This window comes from Microbacterium gubbeenense DSM 15944 (assembly GCF_000422745.1).
In the GTDB taxonomy this organism is placed as follows: Bacteria; Actinomycetota; Actinomycetes; order Actinomycetales; family Microbacteriaceae; genus Microbacterium; species Microbacterium gubbeenense.
The window spans coordinates 1-3,623 of record NZ_AUGQ01000050.1 but is presented as its reverse complement, the minus strand read 5'-3'; the positions used below and the strand labels follow the sequence as shown (position 1 = coordinate 3,623).

Annotated in this window: 5 protein-coding genes and 1 pseudogene; 3 read left to right on the top strand and 3 right to left on the bottom strand. The window is 60.6% G+C overall.

Annotated features, from left to right (window positions below; translation table 11 throughout):
• The 3 genes from G510_RS18755 to G510_RS18405 form a co-directional block, all read left to right on the top strand.
• Positions 1-339, top strand: a 339-nt coding sequence (locus G510_RS18755) for a hypothetical protein (protein WP_211219203.1), incomplete at its 5' end; no start/stop codon positions are given.
• 237 nt (positions 340-576) lie between these two features.
• Positions 577-927, top strand: coding sequence for a hypothetical protein (locus G510_RS18410; RefSeq protein ID WP_157560677.1), 351 nt, complete (start codon positions 577-579; stop codon positions 925-927).
• 32 nt (positions 928-959) lie between these two features.
• On the top strand, positions 960-1,127 hold the full coding sequence (locus G510_RS18405) for a hypothetical protein (RefSeq protein ID WP_157560675.1): 168 nt from the start codon (positions 960-962) through the stop codon (positions 1,125-1,127).
• A gap of 201 nt (positions 1,128-1,328) precedes the next feature.
• Here the strand turns inward: G510_RS18405 and G510_RS0113085 are convergent.
• The 3 genes and pseudogenes from G510_RS0113085 to G510_RS17680 form a co-directional block, all read right to left on the bottom strand.
• Positions 1,329-1,613, bottom strand: a pseudogene (locus G510_RS0113085) (arsenic resistance protein); the annotation flags it as partial.
• Between the two features lie 135 nt (positions 1,614-1,748).
• Positions 1,749-2,123, bottom strand: coding sequence for a hypothetical protein (locus G510_RS0113080; RefSeq protein ID WP_029153973.1), 375 nt, complete (start codon positions 2,121-2,123; stop codon positions 1,749-1,751).
• Between the two features lie 42 nt (positions 2,124-2,165).
• Positions 2,166-3,113 carry a hypothetical protein gene (locus G510_RS17680; protein WP_051216766.1) on the bottom strand — a complete coding sequence of 316 codons (948 nt, stop codon included), beginning with the start codon at positions 3,111-3,113 and terminating at the stop codon, positions 2,166-2,168.
• Between the last annotated feature and the right edge of the window lie 510 nt (positions 3,114-3,623).

The window sequence follows — 3,623 nt, the reverse complement described above, 5'->3', positions numbered from 1 at the left end:
CCATTCGGGATCGCTGCGGTTTTTCTGCTCATATTCTTGTCCGTGGCCTCATGGCCGCTCGGGTTAATGGCACTGCTTTTGCTCCGCCGCACTGAATCTCGCACGATCTTTATGCATGTTGCAACGTTTACTGCTGCTTGGATTCTTTCGGGTGTGACCGCGCTTGCCTGCAATATTTTTATAGCGACATTAGAGGCGGGTGTCTACGATTACTCGGCGATAGGTTTCCCCGCGGGAGTTGTCGCAGTGGGAGCTATCTTGATGTCACTCATCACCTTGTTTCGGGCTCTGTGCATTCGCACATGGCGTGCAGGTGTGGGGTCAAGCGCGGAGGGCTGAGGGCGTCGCACAGACTCTCGGAATGGAGTCTTTTCACCGGAGCATGCCTAAAAAATGATCGAGGCAGAGGGTGAGACGCTCGGATCACCGGCTCTTCACGAACGAGGGTGCAGTCGGGGTCTGAATCCTCCGGCTTCGAGCAGGCTCCTGTCGCCGAGCGTGCCCTGTGCTGACGCAGATCAGGAACAAGCAGAGACACTTGACGCATGGACAACACGAAGCGGATGAGGCCGGCCTGTGCCTGACCCATCTATCAGCTACCTCGAGTGGAGCAGCACTGCCCTCACCACCGCGCAGCAGAAGCAGCTGCACTCACCGCAACCTGAGTGGATGCGTGCTCGATGGGCAGCCGGCGTCTCGGTGCCGCAGGTGACCGCTTTGCTCGAGGAGCTCGAGACCGGCGTGCCGGCCCTGCGGTCAGCAACACACATCCGCCTCGCCGATCGCCGCGAAAGCGGGGTCGTGGTGCTCGAATGCTGCTGCGGAACCGCGATCATGGCACAGGGATTCAACCGGGACGAGTCATCGGGCTGGTGGACGCAGCACCTCAAGGACGTCGCCACAGCTCAGCGGGTTGCCGAAGATTAGAGCCTGACCTGCGTCACCATATGATGTGCACCATGTCGGATCTCGACCTCGAGTACGCGCGACAGCCTGCCTGCCCGCACTGCGCCATTGTGATGCATCCTCTACGTGGCGGTGACGAGTGCCGCGAATGCGGTTACCGTGTCGAGTGGCCGCTCACAAGGAAACCGATCGACGACCCGAGCATCACCGATTTTCGGTGATCGGACTCTCACAAGGGGGGCTGCACGTGGCTCCCCCGATAGCGGTCCTACCAACATGCAAGTGATTAGCCCTGGTGTCGCCTCTGACATCGACCTACGCTGTCGGCATGTGCGGCCGCTTCGCTCTTGATGACCGTCTGAGCATTAATCACTGGATGCAACAGCCAGGTCGCTCACGGCTGTTGGCGTGAGTGGTCCTGACTACGCAGCTGTGAGTCGAGGAGTCTTCTCCGGGAGCAGCCGCGGGATGAGTCGTACGAAGATGACCATGATGACGAGCTCGATGAGCGTTTGGGTGACGACGACGAGCGGTGCGAGGTCGAAAGTGGCGGGGAGCGCCAGGACCAGCGGCAGCACTACTAGGGAGTTCCGCGTCGCGCCGCTGAACACGACGGTCCGCTTCGCTGGAACATCCAACCGTGCAGCTGCCCCGGCGAGCATGCCGACGGGGACCATGACCGCGGCGAAGAGGATGTAGACCGGGATTCGGCCGCAATGGTCGGAACGTAGGCCGGAGCACCGACACGAAAATGCCGCCGTACCTGTATTAGTACAGGCACGGCGGCATCTCTGCAGCGGGGTGGTCATCACCAGAGGCGACCGCCCTGTAGTAGGCAGAGGCTAATGAGCCCCGTCTACGATGGTATTCCGCGGTAACGCATCGGCCCGCTTGGCCGCCTCACGCACGGCTCTTCCGTGTGACGCGGTGAGAGCAACTCTCTTCCAGTACGGCTCTCCAGCGAGAAGCGGGCTATCGGCAAGCCGATGCGTCTCGGACAGCAACGCAGCGACGACGAACACAACGACGTAGATGGGTACCGCCCAGACCGCTCCTGAGAAAACCGTCAACCCGAGCACAACGAACGCGCCGGTGACGAGGAGTGATCCGATCCAAGCCCTGCGGGACGACAAGTCCAGCATGAGCCCCACACCAACGGCAATGGCGAGCGATACAACGTAGACACCGACCTCGTTTTCAATGAGCTGACTCAGCATGTCCACATCCTTTCACGGTTCGCCGCGTTCACTCCAGCCCGGTTAGCAGTGCGTGTGCGAAATCGCCCCCGGCAGAGGAGCGATCACAACGTGGAGGCAGCCCTTCGGACTCTGGTTGTTCGCAGTCGCCGCCTGAACCTGCAGGTAGGACGACCAAACTCCGCACGCAACCGCAAACGCAGGAGCGGCTTTCGCGATGGTAGCGCACATGCCAGCAGCAGCCGCATAGTCCTTAATTCCTGCGGTTTCAGACCGGCTGAGAGTCAGCCCCCATGCTGCGTTCCGCCACCCCCACGTAGGATCGGCGACGATCGGATACGCGGTGCTTGCGGTTGGGACAACCACCTGGAACAGCTCGTCGCCGCGCACTTCGTAGTATGTCTCGACGGCAGCGCCGTTCGCATCGGTCGCCCATGCGGCCTCGACTGGTACCACAGCCCCTTCTCCGCCCTGCGCTACGAAGGACACGCTTCCATCATCAGCGACAGCCGGCTGGAACCCATCCATTGCGTAACCGAACTCGTGTTGCGCACCGCTATCCGGAATGATGGTTTGGATTCGCGTCTGTCCCTCTTCGAGGCCCTGCACAGCGACGGCCCCAGAGTCGTCGGCGCTTTGGTAGACCACAGTGCCGTCGGATGCAACCTCACCGTTCCCCACGCGCAGGTTCGAAGGGAGGGAGATCGTGGTGTCAAGCTGCACGCCGTCAACGAGCGCTGACACGGCTATGGGGTCGCTCCCGTCAAGCGGAATCGTTGTTGTCGTCGAGTCGGCTTTAACACTCACGCCCGCCAGAGTCGCCTCGCCCACGACGGCTTCGGCGGAATCCGGCGATGCGGCAACGACCTGCGCAGCCAGTTGCTCCACTGTGAGCGGCTCGCTATCTTCTACAGCGGATGCGGGCACAAACGAGAGCCCAGCAATCAGGCTTCCGGCCACCGCTCCGATGGCAAGACGAGCTGCGGCATTGCGGTTCTTCAAGTGCTTCATGATTGAACGACCTCTATCCTGTTTGCTCTATCGGCATATTGCCGTCTGTTCGTACATTCAGCATCCTCACATGCTTCGCGAATCGTGTGCAATGATATTTCCGATCCGTTTCCCAGATATTTGGAATGGACGGTCGACGTCGTGCCGACCGACTTGTACGCCTCACTAAGGAGACATCGATGGGGCGCACACTCTGAAACAGCGCCGAAACGCGACCTCCTAGCGTCTCTGCCGGGCAAGCTCTACGCTGACGACATGTGCGGCCGCTTCGCTCTCGATGACCAAGTGAGAAGTATCGACATTAGATGCATCCTCGTGCACCGATTGTGACGTTGATCTGGCATTTCTATATTGACGCTGCGTCACTGAGGTGGTTTGTTCGGTGAGTCTCAGAGGCACGGCGAGCCTCGACGAGCTCGTCTTTTCGGCGTTAGGGCGTGAGGAACGGATCGGTGACAACTGATCGTTAGTGCCGGGAGGCGCTGGCGGGAAGGATGTCATCATGCCCGG